The sequence below is a fragment of the Stenotrophomonas nitritireducens genome (assembly GCF_001431425.1).
Classification (GTDB): Bacteria; Pseudomonadota; Gammaproteobacteria; order Xanthomonadales; family Xanthomonadaceae; genus Stenotrophomonas; species Stenotrophomonas nitritireducens.
In genome coordinates this window covers 21,121-38,215 of record NZ_LDJG01000008.1, presented here as the reverse complement: position 1 = coordinate 38,215, position 17,095 = coordinate 21,121, and the positions used below count along the sequence as shown (strand labels likewise).

At 68.0% G+C, this 17,095-nt stretch carries 12 protein-coding genes; 9 read left to right on the top strand and 3 right to left on the bottom strand.

Annotated features, from left to right (window positions below; translation table 11 throughout):
• The first annotated feature begins 180 nt into the window (after positions 1–180).
• The 3 genes from ABB22_RS06620 (at position 181) to ABB22_RS06610 (ending at position 5,763) form a co-directional block, all read left to right on the top strand.
• Entirely contained in the window at positions 181–3,891 is a 3,711-nt protein-coding gene (locus ABB22_RS06620) for an indolepyruvate ferredoxin oxidoreductase family protein (RefSeq protein WP_055772764.1), read from the top strand.
• A gap of 124 nt (positions 3,892–4,015) precedes the next feature.
• Positions 4,016–4,483, top strand: coding sequence for a helix-turn-helix transcriptional regulator (locus ABB22_RS17695; RefSeq protein ID WP_082443799.1), 468 nt, complete (start codon positions 4,016–4,018; stop codon positions 4,481–4,483).
• Positions 4,483–5,763 carry a type II toxin-antitoxin system HipA family toxin gene (locus ABB22_RS06610; RefSeq protein WP_055772759.1) on the top strand — a complete coding sequence of 427 codons (1,281 nt, stop codon included), beginning with the start codon at positions 4,483–4,485 and terminating at the stop codon, positions 5,761–5,763. Before ABB22_RS17695 ends, ABB22_RS06610 begins: the two co-directional genes overlap by 1 nt.
• 53 nt (positions 5,764–5,816) lie before the next feature.
• Here the strand turns inward: ABB22_RS06610 and ABB22_RS06605 are convergent, their stop codons facing one another.
• The gene (locus ABB22_RS06605; RefSeq protein WP_235504353.1) at positions 5,817–7,715 is read right to left on the bottom strand and encodes a M61 family metallopeptidase; all 1,899 of its coding nucleotides are present in this window, start codon (positions 7,713–7,715) and stop codon (positions 5,817–5,819) included.
• A gap of 34 nt (positions 7,716–7,749) precedes the next feature.
• On the bottom strand, positions 7,750–8,394 hold the full coding sequence (locus tag ABB22_RS06600; protein ID WP_055772753.1) for a DUF938 domain-containing protein: 645 nt from the start codon (positions 8,392–8,394) through the stop codon (positions 7,750–7,752).
• A 150-nt stretch (positions 8,395–8,544) separates the two neighbouring features.
• Between ABB22_RS06600 and ABB22_RS06595 the strand changes: the two genes are divergently transcribed.
• The gene (locus ABB22_RS06595; RefSeq protein WP_055773098.1) at positions 8,545–10,173 is read left to right on the top strand and encodes a TldD/PmbA family protein; all 1,629 of its coding nucleotides are present in this window, start codon (positions 8,545–8,547) and stop codon (positions 10,171–10,173) included.
• A gap of 120 nt (positions 10,174–10,293) precedes the next feature.
• Here the strand turns inward: ABB22_RS06595 and ABB22_RS06590 are convergent, their stop codons facing one another.
• Positions 10,294–11,067 (bottom strand): SDR family oxidoreductase, encoded by a 774-nt coding sequence (locus ABB22_RS06590; protein WP_055772750.1) that lies wholly within the window; start codon positions 11,065–11,067, stop codon positions 10,294–10,296.
• Between the two features lie 103 nt (positions 11,068–11,170).
• On the opposite strand from ABB22_RS06590, the gene ABB22_RS06585 reads away from it, so the two are divergent.
• The 5 genes from ABB22_RS06585 to ABB22_RS06565 all read left to right on the top strand — a co-directional run bounded on the left by ABB22_RS06585 (position 11,171) and on the right by ABB22_RS06565 (position 17,095).
• Complete coding sequence (locus ABB22_RS06585; RefSeq protein WP_055772748.1) at positions 11,171–12,070, top strand: LysR family transcriptional regulator; 900 nt, start codon at positions 11,171–11,173, stop codon at positions 12,068–12,070.
• A gap of 178 nt (positions 12,071–12,248) precedes the next feature.
• Positions 12,249–13,883, top strand: a complete 1,635-nt coding sequence (locus ABB22_RS06580; protein WP_055772746.1) for a TldD/PmbA family protein — start codon at positions 12,249–12,251, stop codon at positions 13,881–13,883.
• 22 nt (positions 13,884–13,905) lie between these two features.
• Positions 13,906–15,240 (top strand): TldD/PmbA family protein, encoded by a 1,335-nt coding sequence (locus ABB22_RS06575; RefSeq protein ID WP_055772743.1) that lies wholly within the window; start codon positions 13,906–13,908, stop codon positions 15,238–15,240.
• Positions 15,241–15,273: 33 nt separating this feature from the next.
• Complete coding sequence (locus ABB22_RS06570; RefSeq protein ID WP_082443797.1) at positions 15,274–16,089, top strand: DUF4159 domain-containing protein; 816 nt, start codon at positions 15,274–15,276, stop codon at positions 16,087–16,089.
• A gap of 16 nt (positions 16,090–16,105) precedes the next feature.
• Entirely contained in the window at positions 16,106–17,095 is a 990-nt protein-coding gene (locus ABB22_RS06565) for an AAA family ATPase (RefSeq protein WP_055772740.1), read from the top strand.

Below are 17,095 nucleotides of genomic sequence, written 5' to 3'. Positions count from 1 at the left end.
TGCAATCCCCATCGTTCAGCGCCCAGCAAGGATCCGATCCTAACCGCTCGGCCCGCCGGCCGCGAGTCCATCCCGCCGGAGCGGCGGCAGGCGCCAAAACCCGCGCTGGTACAATCGCCGGCCGCGTGCGCGCCGCCCTGGCGCGGCCGCGATGCCAGCCGTTCCTGCAATGGGCCAGCCATGACCAGTACCGCCGAACTCACCTCCCCCGCCTCCGCCAACACGCCGCTGATCGGCGTGCGCGATGCCGATTACACGCTGGAGCACAAATACACCCGCACCGACGGCCGCATCTACCTGAGCGGCGTGCAGGCCCTGGTGCGCCTGCCGTTGATGCAGCAGCAGCGCGACATGGCGGCCGGGTTGAACACCGGCGGCTTCGTCAGCGGCTACCGCGGCTCGCCGCTGGGTGGTTTCGACCTGGAGCTGTGGCGCGCGCGCAGGCACCTGGAAGCGGCCAGGGTGAAGTTCGTGCCGGGCCTCAACGAGGACCTGGGCGCGACCATGGTGTGGGGTACGCAGCAGGCCAACCTGTTCCCCGGTGCCAACGTCGATGGCGTGTTCGGCATGTGGTACGGCAAGGGCCCGGGCGTGGACCGCTGCGGCGACGTGTTCAAGCACGCCAACGCCGCCGGTACCTCGAAACACGGCGGCGTGCTGGCGCTGGCCGCCGACGACCATGCCTGCCGAAGCTCCACCCTGCCGCACGGCAGCGAGGAGGAGTTCGTCAGCGCGATGATGCCGGTGCTGAACCCGGCCGGCGTGCAGGACATCCTCGACATGGGCCTGGTCGGCTGGGCGATGAGCCGCTACACCGGCCGCTGGATCGGCTTCAAGACGATTGCCGAGACGGTGGAGTCCTCGGCCTCGGTGGACGTCAACCCGTTCGCCCGCCAGATCATCCTGCCGGAAGATTTCGAGATGCCGGCCGCCGGCCTCAACATCCGCTGGCCGGACCCGCCGCTGGAGCAGGAAATGCGCCTGCACCGCTATGCGGTGAAGGCCGCGCAGGCGTTTGCCCGCGCCAACGGCATCGACAAGGTGGTGATGGATTCGCCGCAGGCGCGGCTGGGCATCGTCACCACCGGCAAGAGCTACCTGGACGTGCTGCAGGCGCTGGAATACCTGGGCCTGGACGAGAAGGCCTGCGCCGACATCGGCATCCGCGTCTACAAGGTCGGCATGACCTGGCCGCTGGAGCCGCAGGGCATCGGTGAATTCTCCCGCGGCCTGCAAGACATCGTGGTGGTGGAGGAGAAGAAAGCCTTCATCGAGCGGCAGATGAAGGAGTACTTCTACAACTGGCCGGCCAACTGGGGTGCGCGCCCATCCATCGTCGGCAAGTACGACGAACAGGGCGAGTGGATCCTGCCGTCCACCGGCGAGCTGACCCCGGCCACCATTGCCGGCGTGATCGGCCGTCGCATCCAGCGGTTCTTCAACACCGAGTCGATTGAAGAGCGCCTGCGCTGGATGGACGTCAAGGAAGCCGAGATGGCCCTGCCGCGCGCGCAGTTCCCGCGCGTGCCGCATTACTGCTCCGGCTGCCCGCACAACACCTCCACCAAGGTGCCGGAAGGCTCGCGTGCGCTGGCCGGCATCGGCTGCCACTACATGGTGACGTGGATGGACCGCGACACCGACACCTTCACCCACATGGGCGGCGAAGGCGTCACCTGGGCCGGCCAAGCTGCGTTCACCGACACCGAGCACGTATTCCAGAACCTCGGCGACGGCACCTATTTCCACAGCGGCTCGCTGGCGATCCGCCAGGCCATCGCCGCTGGCGTCAACATCACCTACAAGATCCTCTACAACGATGCGGTGGCGATGACCGGCGGCCAGCCGGTGGACGGCACCCTGACCGTGCCGCAGATCGCCCAGCAGATGCGTTCGGAGGGCGTGCACACCATCGTGCTGCTGTCCGACGACATCGCCAAGTGGAAGCTGCGCCGCCACGAGTTCCCGCACGAGGTCGAATTCCACGACCGCGCCGAGCTGGACGCGGTGCAGCAGCACCTGCGCACGGTGAAGGGCACCAGCATCCTGATCTTTGACCAGACCTGCGCCACCGAGAAGCGGCGCCGCCGCAAGCGCGGCAAGCTGGTCGACCCGCCCAAGCGCACCATGATCAACTCGCTGGTCTGCGAAGGCTGCGGCGACTGCGGCGAAAAGAGCTTCTGCGTGTCGGTGCTGCCGAAGGAAACCGAGTTCGGGCGCAAGCGCGACATCGACCAGTCCAACTGCAACAAGGACTTCTCCTGCACCACCGGCTTCTGCCCCAGCTTCGTCACCGTGCACGGCGGCCAGCTGCGCAAGGGGCAGAAGAGCAGTGCCGCGAACCTGCTCGACAACCTGCCCGACCCGGTGTTCCGCAGCGACCTGTCCCAGCCCTGGAACATCCTGATCACCGGCGTCGGCGGCACCGGCGTGGTCACCATCGGCGCGCTGCTGGGCATGGCCGGGCACCTGGAAGGCAAGGGCGCGACCGTGCTCGACCAGACCGGCCTGGCGCAGAAGGGCGGCGCGGTCACCACCCACATCCGCATCGCCAACACCCCGGCCGACATCCATGCGGTGCGCATCGCCGCCGGCGAGGCCGACCTGGTGCTGGGCTGCGACATGGTGGTGGTCAACGACTACTGGGCGCTGTCCAAGGTGCGCGGCGAGCGTTCGCAGGTGGTGCTCAACACCTACGAAGCGATGCCGGGCACCTTCACCACGCACCCGGACATGCAGTTCCCGGCCGCCGACATCATCGCCGGGGTCAAGGTGGCGCTGGGCGGGCGCGACCCGATCCTGCTCGACGCCACCCAGCTGGCCACCGCGCTGCTGGGCGATGCGATCGCCGCGAACCTGTTCATCCTCGGCTTCGCCTGGCAGCAGGGGCTGGTGCCGCTGTCGCTGGAAGCGCTGATGCGCGCGGTCGAACTCAACGGCGCCGCCATCGAGATGAACCAGCGCGCTTTCGCCTGGGGCCGCCTGGCCGCGATCGACCCGCAGGCGGTGCAGCAGGCCGCCGGGCTGGTGCGCAACGCGCCCACCGAGGCCGAGCGCACCCCGGGCACGCTGCGCGAGCTGCCGCCGGGCGAATGGGAAGGCAGCGAGGCCGGCGCGCCGTCGGCGCCGCGCAATCCGGGCAACGAACCGGAAGTGCGCGGCCTGCCCTCCAGCGACCCGCGCCCGGGCGACATCACCTTCCCGACCCTGGACGACGCGCGCCTGTCGCGTTCGCTGGACGAACTGATCGCCCGCCGCAGCGGCTTCCTCATCGACTACCAGGATGCCGCCTACGCCACCCGCTACCGGCAGCTGGTCGATGCGGTGCGCAGGGCCGAGCAGCGCGTGGCGCCGGACAGCACCGCGCTGACCGAGGCGGTGGCGCGCTATTTCTTCAAGCTGATGGCCTACAAGGACGAGTACGAGGTGGCCCGCCTGTACACCAGCGGCGACTTCATCAAGCGCGTGGCGCAGCAGTTCGAGGGCGACTACCAGGTGCGTTTCCACCTGGCGCCGCCGTTGTTCGCCAAGCGCGACGAACAGGGCCGGTTGCAGAAGAAGGAATACGGCCCGTGGATGTTCAAGGCCTTCGGCCTGCTGGCCAGGCTCAAGGGCCTGCGCGGCGGCCGCTTCGACGTCTTCGGCTACACCGCCGAGCGGCGCGGCGAGCGCCAGCTGATCGCCGACTACGAGCGCACCCTGCAGGAACTGCTGGGCACGCTCGATGCCGGCCGGCTGGCGCTGGCGGTGGACATCGCCAGCATCCCCGAGCACATCCGCGGCTACGGCCACGTCAAGGAAGCGCACCTGCACGAAGCCAAGGCCCGCGAAGCGGCGCTGCTGGCGACGTGGCGCAACCCGAAGGCGCTGCATATCGTGCAGGCGGTCTGATGTATGTGTTCGCTGACATACTCATGAATGTCAGCGAACGCTTGCTTCAGCCGGGTTGGGCGCGCTCAATGTAAGCGAGTGCTTACATTTGCCTCAATGTAAGCACTCGCTTACATTGGACCGCATGGCCGCCCTCAAGACTCCTGCCGACCTGGGCAATGTGATCCTGCAGCGCCGCAAGGCGCTGGGCTGGGACCAGGCACGCCTGGCCCATGAGGCCGGCGTCAGCCGGCAATGGATCATCGAAATCGAGAAAGGCAAACCCAGGGCGGAACTGCAACTGGTACTGAGGGCGCTCAATGTTCTCGGCATCGAACTCGATGCCCTCCACCGCGAAGCCCCCAAAGCCTCCGGAGGCCCGACGCTGGACCTTGCAGACGTCGACCATATCGTCGAATACAGCCGGACCGGGCCGGACAATGCATTTGGCCCATGGCTCCAAGCCCTGCGCAAGCCTGCCTCCGCTCTCTCCGTATTGGAAAAGCAGCAAAAGAAGTACAGCGCACGGCTCAACTCCGCGCCTGAAGAACAACAGAGGTTGCCCCCCGACCCCAAGGCACCGCCGAGCAGCGGCCGGAAGGAGAGGAAATAGTGGCGCTGGCGCTCCTGTTGTCCGGGCGCGTCGCCGGACGGCTGGAAGCCGATGGCGACGGCAACCCGAGGCTGCGCTATGCCGATACCTGGCTCCACACCGCCGGCGCCTACCCCGTCTCGCTCAGCCTGCCGCTGACGCAACGGGATTTCCCACCGCAGACGGTCTCCGCCGTCCTGTGGGGATTGCTTCCCGACAACGAGAGCCTGCTGCAGCGCTGGGGTTCGCATTTCCATGTTTCCCCGCGCAATCCCATGGCCTTGCTCTCCCACGTCGGCGAAGACTGCGCCGGCGCGGTGCAGTTCGTAGGCGATGAACGGCTTGAAAGCATCCTGGCGGGCGCCGGCGACCGGATTGAACCACTGAGCAACGCCGACCTGGCAGGCCGGCTGCGGCGCCTTCGCCAGGACGGTGGCATGGCGCGCAATGTGGACGACGTCGGGCAATTCAGTCTCGCGGGCGCGCAATCCAAGATTGCCCTGTTGAAGCAGGACGACGGCAGCTGGGCCATTCCCGCTGGGCGTACCCCCACCACCCATATCCTGAAACCACCGGGCGGCGACTACGACGGCTTCGTCGAGAACGAGATGTTCTGTCTACGGCTGGCACGGGCACTCGGCCTGCCGGCCGCCACGGCAGAGAAGATCGAGATCGACGGGGAAACCGCCATCTGCATCAGCCGCTACGACCGCGCCCGCATGAACGGCAATCTGGTGCGCGTGCATCAGGAGGATTTCTGCCAGGCCCTGGGCGTGATGCCCCAGATCAAATACCAGAGCCAGGGTGGGCCGGGGCCGGCCGATCTGGCAAAGGTACTGTGGGATCACTCATCGCAGCCGCGCAACGACGTGGTGACCTTGTTCCAGGCATTGGCCTTCAACTACCTCATCGGCGGCACGGATGCCCATGCCAAGAACTACTCGCTGCTGTTCGGCGCCGGCGGCAACGTCCGTCTTGCTCCGCTGTACGACATTTCCAGTGCCCTGCCCTACCCGCAACTGCAGAAACGCAAGATCAAGATGGCGATGAAGATCGGCAACCACTACCGCTGGTGGGATATCCGCCTGGAGGACTGGCAGGCAACTGCCGCCCGCTTGCGGCTGGAACCGGTATGGGCATTGGATGCGCTTGCCGCCATGTGCCTGCTGCTTCCCGAAGCGGCGCAGCAGGTGCGCAGGCAACTGCAGGACGAAGGAATCGCCCATCCGGTAATCGACCGGTTGCTGCACGAAATCCAGCTGTCCTGCGAACGCTGCCTGGCAAAATTCCAGGCCAGCTGACGGCATACAGACGCCCCGCACTGCACTGCGGGGCGCTTCATGCCACGGCAACCTCAACGCCGCGGCGCAAGAATCTTCGTCAGCAGATCCGCACGGCCCGCAATGCGGCGCAGGTGCGGGTAACGCAGCCCGTCGCGATAGTCGATGCGCACGGTGCGGAAGCTGTCGGCCTGGCGCACGATCAGTTCGACCGGCGTGCCGCCCTTGGCGTCGGTCACCGCCTGCTTCAGGCGCGCGCCGCTGTAAGCCAGGCCGTTGACCGCCACCACGGTGACGTCCTTGGCCAGGCCGGCCTTGAACGCGGGACTGTCCCAGCCGACCGACTGCAGCACGCCATCGCTGCCGGCCTTCAGGCCCAGCGAGTACTGCAGGTCGGTCAGGCCGTCGGCCTCGCCGTCGGCGACCACCAGGTTCGGTGCCTCGCTGTAGTACAACTCCCAGCCCGCGGCTTCCAGGCCGTCCGGCGCGCCGCCGTCGCGCGCATCCAGGCGCTTGCCGATGAACGCGTCCCAGCCGCCGGGTTGCACCGCTTCCAGTCCCTGCATAACGTCAGCGCGGTCGTACAGGCGGATCTCGCCCTGCTTGCCACCCTGGTGGAAACGCTTGGCGAAATCGTCCAGCGTCACCTTGCCCTTCGACAGGCTGCGCAGCCGCGCGTCCACGCCCAGCCACAGCAGGGTGCTCTCGTTGTAGAACTCGAAGGCGCGCTGCCAGTCGGCCCAGGCCTGCGGTTTCGAATTGAAATCGAGGATGCCCTGGTGGACGGTGTCGTGCAGGTCGCGCCACTGCCGCCCCGGCTGGGTGGCGTAGTTGGCCTGCAGCTGCGCCAGCATCGCCATCGCGTAATCGTGGTTCCACAGGCCCGAGCGCGCGGCCAGCACCACCGCCCAGTACTGGGTCTGGCCCTCGTACATCCACAACTCGTCGTTGTGCATCGGCGCGTTGTAGTGCGGCACCCAGGTCGGGCGCGGGCGCCAGGCCTTGCCGATCCACGCATGGGTGTACTCGTGCGGCAGCAGGTCGTTGTCGGCGTAGGGACGCTCGCCGCGCAGGTAGCCGTCGTGCATGCCGTTCTCGCTGGACTGCGCGTGCTCCAGGCCGATGCCGCTGAACACGTCCGACACCGCCAGCAGGAAGTCGTAGCGCGTGTAGGGGCGCGGCCCGAACACCTTGTCGGCCTCATGCACCAGCGCGCGGTGCGCGTCCAGCACCTTCGGGTCGGCCTGCAGCGCCTGCGGGTTCTCGGCCACCACGTCCAGCCATACCGGCTGCGCGGCCTTGTCGTCGAGGGCAAAGCGCTTGAACCAGCGCCCGGCATAGACCGGCGAGTCGATCAGCGTCATCAGCGACACTGGTGCGTAGTGTTCAGTGGCACCGCTGCGCTGGGCGACGTCCAGCGCCGTGCCGCTGCGCCAGCCCTCGGGCAGGCGCAGCGCCGGCTTCACCTGGATGCCGCGCGCATCGAAACCGGCCGGATACAGCACCACGCGGTGCCACTGCAGGTCCAGCAGGTTGGGCGTCATCGCCACCCGGCCCTGGTCGGCGGCGGTCGGCGAGAGGTACTGGAACTCGATGTCCAGCATGTCCACGCCTTCGGGCACGTGCAGGTTGAAGGCGTACATGTCGCCGGCATCGCGGGTCCAATGCAGGGGCTGGCCATTGCCGCGTATCAGCAGCCCGGCCATCTGGTTGATCGGCCCGGTCGGCGCGTGGTTGCCGGGGATCCACTGCGGATACCACAGGGTCAATGGGCCTGGCGCCACCGGGATGCGTTCGCGCACGCGCTGGATGCGGCGCTCGATGTCGCTGGCATCCACCTCCAGTTCGATCACGCCCGGATAGCGGGCCTGCACCTGCATCGCCGCCTGCCGCGCGGCGCCGTCCTGCGCCTGCGCGCACGCCAGCGGCGCCATGCCCAGCACCATTGCCAACAACCAGTTGCGCCCCTGCATCCGTCCACCTGCCCCGCGTTGAAGTTTCCGCATCCTAGCCGGTCCGCACCGGCGTCCGCCGCCAGACCAGGGTGCGGTTGTTGGCCAGCATCGCCACGTCCTCGCGCAGCTCCAGCCCTTGCGCGCGGGCCAGGGCGTCCACCGCCTCGAAACCACGGATGCCCGAGCGCGGATCGCGCGCCTTCAGCCAGCCATCGAAGATGCGGTTGCTGTCGCTGCTGAAGTCGCCGTCGTAGTTGAATGGCCCATAGGCGATGAACAGCGCCCCCGGCGCCATCAGCGACGGCAGCCCGGCGAACAGCGCCTGCACCTCCTCCCAGCCCATGATGTGCAGGGTGTTGGCAGTGAACACCGCATCGAAGCCGGCCACGCCGTCGACGACCGGCAGCGGTGGCGCGGGCTGCAGTCCTTCGCCCACGGCCGCCTGCAGTTCCAGCGCCGGCGGCGTGTTGGGCAGCGCGGCCTCGTCCAGCCATCGGCCGATGCCGGGCAGGTGGTCGCGGTGGTCGCTGGCCTGCCAGCGCAGCCACGGCATCGCCGCGGCGAAATGCACCGCGTGCTGGCCGGTGCCGCTGCCGATCTCCAGCACATTGCGCGCAGCGCCGAGGTGGCGCCGCAGCACCGCCAGGATCGGTTCGCGGTTGCGGTCGCAGGATTCGGCGTGGGGCTTGGCGGTCATCGCGGCGGGCTTCTTTCGTGAGCGGTGGGATTGTGCCGCAGGGCCGGTCCGCGCCACGCATGACCATGGTCACTTGTGCCCGCACCGCGCCACGGCCGAGATTCGGGGGTCCCGCGCGATGCCCGCATCGCCACGCCCATGGAGTCCCGCATGCAACGCCGCCAGTTCCTCGCGCTTTCCGGCCTCGGCCTCGCCGGCATGATGCTGCCCAATGCCCGCCTGATCGCCGCCGAAGAGCTGCTGGCGCCGGCCGACGTGGCGCGCAGGAAAGCGTTGGCCGATACCGTGCTGGCGCTGGCCAGGAAGGGCGGAGCCAGCTACTGCGACGTGCGCATCGGCCGTTACCTCAACCAGGCCATCATCACCCGCGAGGACAAGGTCCAGAACGTCACCAACAGCGAATCGGCCGGCGTCGGCATCCGCGTGATCGTCGACGGCGCCTGGGGCTTCGCCGCCAGCAACCAGTCCACCGACCAGGGCGTGGCCGCCGCGGTGGCGCAGGCGCTGGCCATCGCCAGCGCGAACGCGAAGATCCAGACCAGGCCGGTGCAGCTGGCGCCCACGCCCGGCGTGGGCGAGGTGCGCTGGCAGACGCCGATCCGGCGCAACGCGATGGCGGTGCCGGTCAAGGACAAGGTGGACCTGCTGCTGTCGATAAACGCTGCTGCGCTCAATGCCGGCGCCAGCTTCATCAACTCGCAGCTGTTCCTGGTCAACGAGCAGAAATACTTCGCTTCCAGCGACGGTTCGTGGATCGACCAGGACGTGCACCGCATCTGGCTGCCGTTCACCGCCACCGCCATCGACACCGCCAGCGGCAAGTTCCGCACCCGCAACGGGCTCTCGGCGCCGGCCGGCATGGGCTGGGAATTCCTCGATGGCGACGCCGCCGGCAAGTACCACCTGCCCGGCGGAGTGATCGGCTACGGCCACTCCTACGACCCGGTGGAGGACGCCATCGCCGCCGCCAAGCAGGCGCAGGAGAAGCTCAGGGCGCCGTCGGTGAAGCCGGGCAAGTACGACCTGGTGCTGGACCCGTCCAACCTGTTCCTGACCATCCACGAGAACGTCGGCCACCCGCTGGAGCTGGACCGCGTGCTCGGCTACGAGGCCAACTACGCCGGCACCAGCTTCGCCACGCTGGACAAGCGCGATGCCGGCTTCCGCTGGGGCAGCGACATCGTCAACTTCACCGCCGACAAGACCCAGCCCTACAGCCTGGGCGCGGTGGGCTACGACGACGAGGGCGTGAAGTGCCGGCGCTGGGACCTGGTGAAGGACGGCGTCCTGGTCAACTACCAGGCCACCCGCGACGAGGTGCATATCCTCGGCGAGAGCGCCTCGCACGGCTGCAGTTACGCCGATTCGTGGAAGAGCGTGCAGTTCCAGCGCATGGCCAACGTGTCGCTGGCGCCGGGCAAGGCGCCGCTGACCCCGGCGCAGATGGTCAAGGACGTGGAGAACGGCATCTACATCCACGGCCGCGGCTCGTACTCCATCGACCAGCAGCGCTACAACGCGCAGTTCGGCGGCCAGCTCTGCTACCAGATCAGGAACGGCGAGATCACCGGCATGGTCGAGGACGCCGCCTACCAGATCCGCACCCCGGAATTCTGGAACGCCTGTTCGGCCATCTGCGACGAGCGCGATTTCCGCCTCGGCGGTTCGTTCTTCGACGGCAAGGGCCAGCCGGGCCAGGTCTCGGCGGTGTCGCACGGCTCGGCGACCACGCGCTTCGACGGGGTGAACATCATCAATACGGCGCGGTCGCTGGGATAAGGGCGGGAAGAGCCTTCATTGCCCCGTGCGCGCTGCCACCGCAGCGCACAGGAGCCGCTTGCCTCCCGCGCAGCCGGGCATGCCTGCCCGGCCGGCTTCGCGGGGAAACGGGCAACGGCCTCAGCGCGTCGTATACCCGCCGTTGACCAGGATGGTCTGCCCGGTCATCCACCAGCCCTCGGATACCAGGAAGCGTATCCACGGCACGATGTCCTCGATGTCGGTCAGGCCGGTGCGCGAGAACGGCGACAGTGCCGCCGCGGTCTTGTGGTAGGCCACCGCGTCGGCGCCCTCGGCCGGGTAGAAGAACGGGGTATCCATCGGCCCCGGGCCTATCGCGGTCACCGAGATGCCGCGCCCGCCGAACTCCTTGGCCGCCGCGCGCGTGTAGTGCTCCACCGGCGCCTTGGTGCCGGCGTAGCTGGAATAGAACGGGGTGAACGCGCCCAGCAGGGAGGTCACCAGCGTGCAGATCCTGCCGTTGTCGGCGAGCTGGCGGCCGGCTTCCTTCAGGAAGAAGAACGCGGCCTTGTTGTTCACCGCGTCCATCTCGTCGAACTCGGCTTCGCCGATCTCGGCCATCGGCTTCTTCAGCACCTTGCCGACGGTATTGACCGCGATGTCGATGCGGCCCAGCGCCTGGCGGGCGTCGGCGAACAGTTTCTCAACCGCCCCGGCGCGGGTCAGGTCGGCCTGGAACAGGTGCGCGTTGCTGCCGGCGGCACGCACCGCGGCCGCGGTCGCCTCGGCCTGGCCGCGGGTGGCCAGGCTGTTGTAGTGGATGGCGATGCCGCTGGCGCCGTGCGCGGCGAGGTCGTGGGCGAGCAGGCCGCCCAGGTTCTTGGCGCCGCCGGCGATGAGGGCGGTCTTGCCGTGGATGCGGTGGTCGGTCATGGCGAACTCCCGTGGCTGGAATGCCCACAGAGGCTATCGGCTTGGAATTCCGGATAAAGCCAGCCATCCTGACTTCACTTGTCGGATATCCCGGACAATCGCCATGGACCGCATCGAGCTGTGCCGCATCTTCGTCCGCGTGGTGGACTGCGCCGGCTTCACCCGCGCCGCCGACCAGCTGAACCTGCCGCGCTCCACTGTTTCCGAGGCGGTCCGCACGCTGGAGCAGCGGCTGGGCACGCGCCTGCTCCACCGCACCACCCGCCAGGTCACCCCGACCCAGGACGGGCTGCTGTTCCACGCCCGCTGCCAACAGCTGATCGCCGACATGGACGAGGCCGAGCAGCTGTTCCGGCAGGCGCCGCATGCGCTGAGCGGCCGCCTGCGGGTGGACGTGCCCGGCCGCATCGGCCGCCTGATCCTGGCGCCGGCGCTGCCGCGCTTCCTCGACGCGCATCCGGGGATCGACGTCGAGCTGGGCATGACCGACCGCACCGTCGATCTGGTCGAGGATGGCGTGGACTGCGCGCTGCGGGTCGGCCCGCTGCAGGATTCGCGGCTGGTGGCGCGCGGCCTCGGCCAGCTGCCGCTGGTCAACGTGGCCAGCGCCGGATACCTCGCCGCGCACGGCATCCCCGCCCATCCCCGACAACTGCCCGACCATTGGGGCGTGCGCTACGCCTCGCCCGGCAACGGCCGGGTCGAACCCTGGGAGTGGCGCGAGGAAGGCGTGCTGCACGAACAGCCGCTGCGCGGGCGCGTCACCGTCAACAGCGCCGAGGCCTACATCGCCTGCTGCATCGCCGGGATGGGCCTGATCCAGATTCCGGCATACGACGTACGCCGCGAACTGGCCGACGGCACCCTGGTCGAAGTGATGCCCGGCCATCGCGCCGATCCGCTGCCGATGCACCTGCTGTATCCGCACCGGCGGCACCCGTCGCAGCGGCTGCAGGTGTTCGTGGCCTGGTTGCAGGAGGTGCTGGGCGAAGCCGTCCGGTAGCCGGGCAGTGCGCCCGGGCGCAACGCAGAACCGGCGCTTCCCGCGGCTTCTATGTCTAAAGTCACTACCGCTGCAAACGCCTCCCCGCAAGAATCGAACGGTTCGCAGAGCACCGCGAAGCCATCGTCGTTCGTTGCCGTAACGCCCGCCGCGCGGGCCGTGCCCTTGGAGAGCAGCCTTGCATAGACGTGACTTCCTCGCCCTGACCGGGCTTACCGCGGGCGGCCTGATGGTGCCGTCGTTCTTCGGCAAGGCCATCGCCGCCGAACAGTTGCTCAGCACGATCGACCCGGCGTTGAAGAAGCGCCTGGCCGACGATGCGATGAATGCCGCGCGCGCGGCAGGTGCCACGTACTGCGATGTGCGCATCGGCCGCTACCTGCGCCAGTTCGTGATCACCCGCGAAGACAAGGTGCAGAACGTGGTCAACACCGAATCCACCGGTGCCGGCATCCGCGTGATCGCGGGTGGTGCCTGGGGCTTCGCCGCGACCAACGACCTGAGCCCGGCCGGCGTGGTCAAGGCCGCGCAGCAGGCCGCCGCCATCGCCAAGGCCAACGCCAAGGTGCAGACCGCGCCGGTCCAGTTCGCCAAGGCGCCGGGCTTCGGCGAGGTCAGCTGGCGCACGCCGATCAAGAAGAACGCGATGGAAGTGCCGATCAAGGACAAGGCCGACCTGCTGCTGGGCGTGAACGCCGCCGCGCTGTCCGCCGGCGCCAGCTTCGTCAACTCGATGCTGTTCCTGGTCAACGAGCAGAAGTACTTCGCCTCCACCGACGGCTCCTACATCGACCAGGACGTGCACCGCATCTGGGCGCCGATGTCGGTGACCGCCATCGACAAGGCCAGCGGCAAGTTCCGCACCCGCGACGGCTTGTCCTCGCCGATGGGCATGGGCTTCGAGTACCTGGACGGCGACGCCAGCCAGAAATTCGTCTCGCCCAACGGCGTGGTCAACTACGGCCTGTCCTACGACATGCGCGAGGACGCCATCGCCGCGGCCAAGCAGGCGCAGGAAAAGCTCAAGGCGCCGTCGGTCAAGCCGGGCAAGTACGACCTGGTGCTGGACCCCTCGCACACCTGGCTGACGATCCACGAATCGGTCGGCCACCCGCTGGAACTGGACCGCGTGCTCGGCTACGAGGCCAACTACGCCGGCACCAGCTTCGCCACCCTGGACAAGCGCGAAGAGCATTTCCAGTACGGCAGCGACAAGGTCAACATCTTCGCCGACAAGGTCCAGCCGGGCAGCCTCGGCGCGGTCGGCTACGACGACGAAGGCGTCAAGACCAAGCGCTGGCCGCTGATCACCGACGGCAAGCTGGTCGACTACCAGGCCATCCGCGACCAGGCCCACATCCTCGGCAAGACCGAGTCCGATGGCTGCTGCTATGCCGATTCGTGGTCGAGCGTGCAGTTCCAGCGCATGGCCAACGTCTCGATGGCGCCGGGCAAGACCCCGCTGAGCGTGGCCGACCTGATCAAGGACGTGGAGAACGGCATCTACATCATCGGCGACGGCTCGTTCTCGATCGACCAGCAGCGCTACAACGCCCAGTTCGGCGGCCAGCTGTTCTACGAGATCAAGGACGGCAAGATCACCCGCATGCTGGAGGACGTGGCCTACCAGATCCGCACGCCGGAATTCTGGAACGCCTGCAGCGCCGTGGCCGACGAGCGCGACTACCGCCTGGGCGGCTCGTTCTTCGACGGCAAGGGCCAGCCGGGCCAGGTCTCGGCGGTGTCGCACGGCTCGTCCACCGCCCGTTTCGACGGCATCAACGTCATCAATACCGCACGCAGCCTCGGCTGACCGTCCAAGGAGTTCTTGAGCAATGAGCATCTTCACCGAACAGGAAGCCAAGGCCATCCTGGACAAGGTCATCGCGCTGTCCAAGGCCGACGAATGCACCGCGACGCTGGCCGGCTCCATCGACGGCAACATCCGCTTCGCGCTGAACAACGTCTCCACCAGCGGCATGGTCAACAACGCCGAGCTGGCGGTGCAGGTCGCCTTCGGCAAGCGCGTGGGCACCGCCTCGATCAACGAGTTCGACGACGCCTCGCTGGAGCGCGTGGTGCGCCGCGCCGAGGACCTGGCCCGGCTGGCGCCGGAGAACCCGGAGTTCATGCCGATCATCGGCAAGCAGGAATACAAGCCGAGCCCGACCTTCAGCGCCTCCACCGCCGCCATCGATCCGGAGTTCCGCGCCAAGGTCGCCGCCGACTCGATCACGCCGTGCCGCGGCCACGGGCTGATCGCCGCCGGCTTCCTCGAGGACAGCCGCGGCTTCGTCGCCATCGCCAACAGCAAGGGCAACTTCGGCTACCAGCAGAACACCTCCTTCGACTACACCTGCACCGTGCGCACCGAAGACGGCCGCGGTTCGGGCTGGGTCGGCCGCAACCTGAAGGACGCGTCCGACTTCCATGCCGAGCAGGAAATCGAGATCGCCAAGCGCAAGGCGATCGAATCGGCCGAAGCCAAGGCGCTGGAGCCGGGCAAGTACACGGTGATCCTGGAACCGGCCGCCGCCGCCGGCCTGATCAGCTTCATGATGAACTTCTTCGACGCCCGCTCCGCCGACGAAGGCCGCAGCTTCCTGTCCAAGAAGGGCGGCGGCAACAAGCTCGGCGAGCAGGTCTACGACCCGCAGGTGAACATGTTCGCCGACCCGTGGCACCCGGACGCGCCGGTGCTACCGTGGGACGGCGAGGGCACGCCGCGCGAGCGCATCGCCATCATCGAGAACGGCAAGGTGATGAACCTTAACTACTCGCGCTACTGGGCGCAGAAGCAGGGCAAGACCGCCAACGCGCGGCCCGGCAACCTGCTGATGAGCGGCGGCAGCAAGTCCATCGCCGAGCTGGTGAAAGGCACGCAGAAGGGCATCCTGCTCACCCGCACCTGGTACATCCGCATGGTCGATCCGCAGACCGTGCTGCTGACCGGCCTGACCCGCGACGGCACCTTCTACATCGAGAACGGCCAGATCAAGCACCCGGTGAAGAACTTCCGCTTCAACGAATCGCCGGTGATCATGCTCAACAACATCGACGAGCTGGGCAAGCCGGTGCGCGTGGCCGGCGACGAATCCAGCTACGTGATGATGATCCCGCCGATGAAGCTGCGCGATTTCACCTTCACCTCGCTGTCCGACGCGGTGTGACCCTGCCTTTCCCTTCTCCCTCCGGAAGAAGGGATCCGAAGGGCGGATGAGGGTCCGGGCGCAGCCCCGGCCCTCTCCGCGACCCCTCTCCCACGGGAGGGGGGGTTCCGTGCCCCAGAGACCGCTCCTGTCTTGTCCCAGTCCCGGCTAACGCGCGCGCAATTCCTCCACCTGCTGCTCGGCGGCGCGGTGGCGGCCGCATTGCCCGGGCGGGCGGGCGCCCAGGCCAGCCGCTACGACTTCTGGTTCACCCGCCTCAAGTACGACTCCGGCGACTGGGACGTGGACGCGCGCATGCCGTCCAACCTGATCACTTCGCTGATCGACTACACCACGCTGCGCGTGGATCCGACTGAACACGTCCTCGCCCTGTCCGACCCCAAGATGCTGCGCGCGCCGTTCTGCTACCTGGCCGGGCACAAGCTGGTCGAGTTCAATCCCGACGAACGCCGCAACTTCGAGCGCTACGTGCGCAACGGCGGCTTCGTGCTGGTGGACGACTGCAACCACGACATCGACGGCCTGTTCGCCACCTCGTTCGAGGCGCAGATGCGCAGCATCTTCGGCGCCAACGCACTGAAGAAGCTGCCCAACACCCACGCGCTGTACAACAGCTTCTTCAAATTCCCCGAAGGCCCGCCGGCGACCGCGTTCGAACTTAACGGCTGGGGCGACGACCTGGTGCACGACTACCTGAAGGGCATCGAGATCGACGGCCGCCTGGGCGTGCTCTACAGCAACAAGGACTACGGCTGCGAATGGGACTACGACTGGCGCAACAAACGCTTCCTGGCCGAGGACAACACGAAGTTCGGCGTGAACATCGTGATGTACGCACTGACGCATTGACCCCACTGGTGACCGCATGAACGCCCCCGCCCACGATCTCGATTCCCTGCTGCCCCGCCTGGGCGAACTGCGCGGCGCGCTGGCCCAGGCGGTGGTCGGCCAGCAGGACGTGGTCGAGCAACTGCTGATCGGCCTGCTCGCCGGCGGCCACTGCCTGCTCGAAGGCGCGCCCGGCCTCGGCAAGACCCTGCTGGTGCGCTCGCTCGGCCAGGCGCTGGAACTGCAGTTCCGGCGCGTGCAGTTCACCCCCGACCTGATGCCCAGCGACATCCTCGGCACCGAGCTGCTGGAGGAAGACCACGGCACCGGCAAGCGCGCGTTCCGCTTCCAGCAGGGCCCGGTCTTCACCAACCTGCTGCTGGCCGACGAACTCAACCGCACGCCGCCGAAAACCCAGGCCGCACTGCTGGAAGCGATGCAGGAGCGCACCGTCAGCTACGCCGGCACCACCTACACCCTGCCCTCCCCGTTCTTCGTGCTGGCCACGCAGAACCCGATCGAGCAGGCCGGCACCTACCCGTTGCCGGAAGCGCAGCTGGACCGCTTCCTGCTGCACGTGCGCGTGGACTACCCCAGCGAGGCCGAAGAGCGCGACATCCTCGCGCAGACCACCGGCAGCAGCGGTGGCGCCGTGCCGAAGGTGATGGATGCCGAGGCGGTGAAGGCGCTGCAGGCTGCGGTACGCGACGTGCACATCGGCGCCGACCTGCTGACTTGGATCACCCGGCTGGTGCGCGCCAGCCGCCCGGGCGATGGAGCACCGGCCGAGGTGAACAACTGGATCAAATGGGGCGCCGGCCCGCGCGCCGGGCAGTCGCTGGTGCTGGCGTCGAAGGCCCGCGCCCTGCTGCACGGCCGCTTCGCCGCCACCCGCGAGGACGTGCAGGCGCTGGCCGCGCCGGTGATGCGCCATCGCCTGCTGCTGTCCTTCGCCGCCGAGGCCGAGCAGAAGAGCGCCGACGACGTGATCGCCGCGCTGCTGCGCGCGGTGCCGTACCCGGCCTGA

Excerpts from the sequence above, each read along its gene's own strand:
- ABB22_RS06620 (WP_055772764.1), top strand. The coding sequence starts at position 181 with ATGACCAGTACCGCCGAACTCACCTCCCCCGCCTCCGCCAACACGCCG.
- ABB22_RS17695 (WP_082443799.1), top strand. The coding sequence starts at position 4,016 with ATGGCCGCCCTCAAGACTCCTGCCGACCTGGGCAATGTGATCCTGCAG.
- ABB22_RS06605 (WP_235504353.1), bottom strand. The coding sequence starts at position 7,715 with ATGCAGGGGCGCAACTGGTTGTTGGCAATGGTGCTGGGCATGGCGCCG.
- ABB22_RS06600 (WP_055772753.1), bottom strand. The coding sequence starts at position 8,394 with ATGACCGCCAAGCCCCACGCCGAATCCTGCGACCGCAACCGCGAACCG.
- ABB22_RS06595 (WP_055773098.1), top strand. The coding sequence starts at position 8,545 with ATGCAACGCCGCCAGTTCCTCGCGCTTTCCGGCCTCGGCCTCGCCGGC.
- ABB22_RS06590 (WP_055772750.1), bottom strand. The coding sequence starts at position 11,067 with ATGACCGACCACCGCATCCACGGCAAGACCGCCCTCATCGCCGGCGGC.
- ABB22_RS06585 (WP_055772748.1), top strand. The coding sequence starts at position 11,171 with ATGGACCGCATCGAGCTGTGCCGCATCTTCGTCCGCGTGGTGGACTGC.
- ABB22_RS06575 (WP_055772743.1), top strand. The coding sequence starts at position 13,906 with ATGAGCATCTTCACCGAACAGGAAGCCAAGGCCATCCTGGACAAGGTC.
- ABB22_RS06565 (WP_055772740.1), top strand. The coding sequence starts at position 16,106 with ATGAACGCCCCCGCCCACGATCTCGATTCCCTGCTGCCCCGCCTGGGC.